The following is a 1012-nucleotide window of genomic DNA, read 5'->3' as shown; positions in this document are numbered from 1 at the left end:
TGAGGTGATCTCAGCCAATTGCCGGTAGGTAGTCATGCTCGAAATGGGTGAGGACGAGTGCTGCGCGGGCGATGTCGCCGATTCTGCTGGGGCTGACGGTGATGTGTTGGAGGACCCGCCAGCGGCCTTTGAGCAGGGCGAATCCGCGTTCGCCGAGGCATCGCAGGGCGCGTAGGAGCCGGTTGTAGGTGCGGTTGTCCGGGCTGAGGATCTGGTTTCCTTCGGGTTGCCTGATCGGCGTGTGAACGCCGATTCCGGCGCCGTCGTAGCCGCTGTCGGCGAGGGTGGGCAGTCCGGCTGCGGCTGCGGCGTACAGCGCGCCCAGCACATGTGTGCGGGCGGCGGTCAGATCGTGGACGGAGCCGGGCTCGACCTCGGCGATCCACAGCGGCAGTCCGCCGGGGGCCGACAGGGCCTGCAGGTTGCCGGCGTGCTGGTGGGCTTTGCCGGAGTACCAGGCGTCGATGGGTTCGCCCTTGACGCTGACGGTCTGCTCGGCGCAACGATCGATGGGAATCAGGGTGCCGTCCAGGATCACATAGGCCAGCCCATCTAGCTGGGCACGGTTCAGCGCCTCGTGCAGATTAGGGGCTTGAGCTGCCAGGATGTCGATCCCCTCGGCTATGTAGCGGTAGGCCGTGGCGCGGGAGACGCGGTGGTCACGGCCGAGTTTGGGGATGTCGTGCTCGCCCCGGAACCAGCGCAGGATCAGCACCGCTTGCCAGAACGGAGTCAAAGCGCGACTGCCCTTGGGAGTGCCCACTCGCCGTCGTTCGTCCCGCAATGACCGGGCGACGTGGTGAATCAGCGCGCGGGAGACGTCGAGCGTGGCACGATGAGCAATCACGTGGAGCCTTTCGGCGGTTGTGCTTTCTTGTGGTGAGAACTCATCTACCGGAGGCTCCACGTCTATCTCCGGCCTTCGACGACTTCTCCCGAAAGGCCCGAAACGCCCCCATAGGCGTCCCAAACATCCCTCATCGTCCCGAATTATTTCCCTGAGATCACCTCA

1 protein-coding gene is annotated in these 1012 nt (G+C 64.9%); it reads right to left on the bottom strand.

Annotation, left to right across the window (positions count from 1 at the left end):
• Positions 1-10: 10 nt before the first annotated feature.
• Complete coding sequence (locus ACTMTF_RS49375) at positions 11-847, bottom strand: transposase family protein (RefSeq protein ID WP_441117034.1); 837 nt, start codon at positions 845-847, stop codon at positions 11-13.
• Positions 848-1012: the final 165 nt, after the last annotated feature.

This window comes from Nonomuraea sp. ZG12 (genome assembly GCF_052068115.1).
Taxonomy (GTDB): Bacteria; Actinomycetota; Actinomycetes; order Streptosporangiales; family Streptosporangiaceae; genus Nonomuraea.
This window is presented reverse-complemented; position numbering and strand designations above follow the sequence as displayed.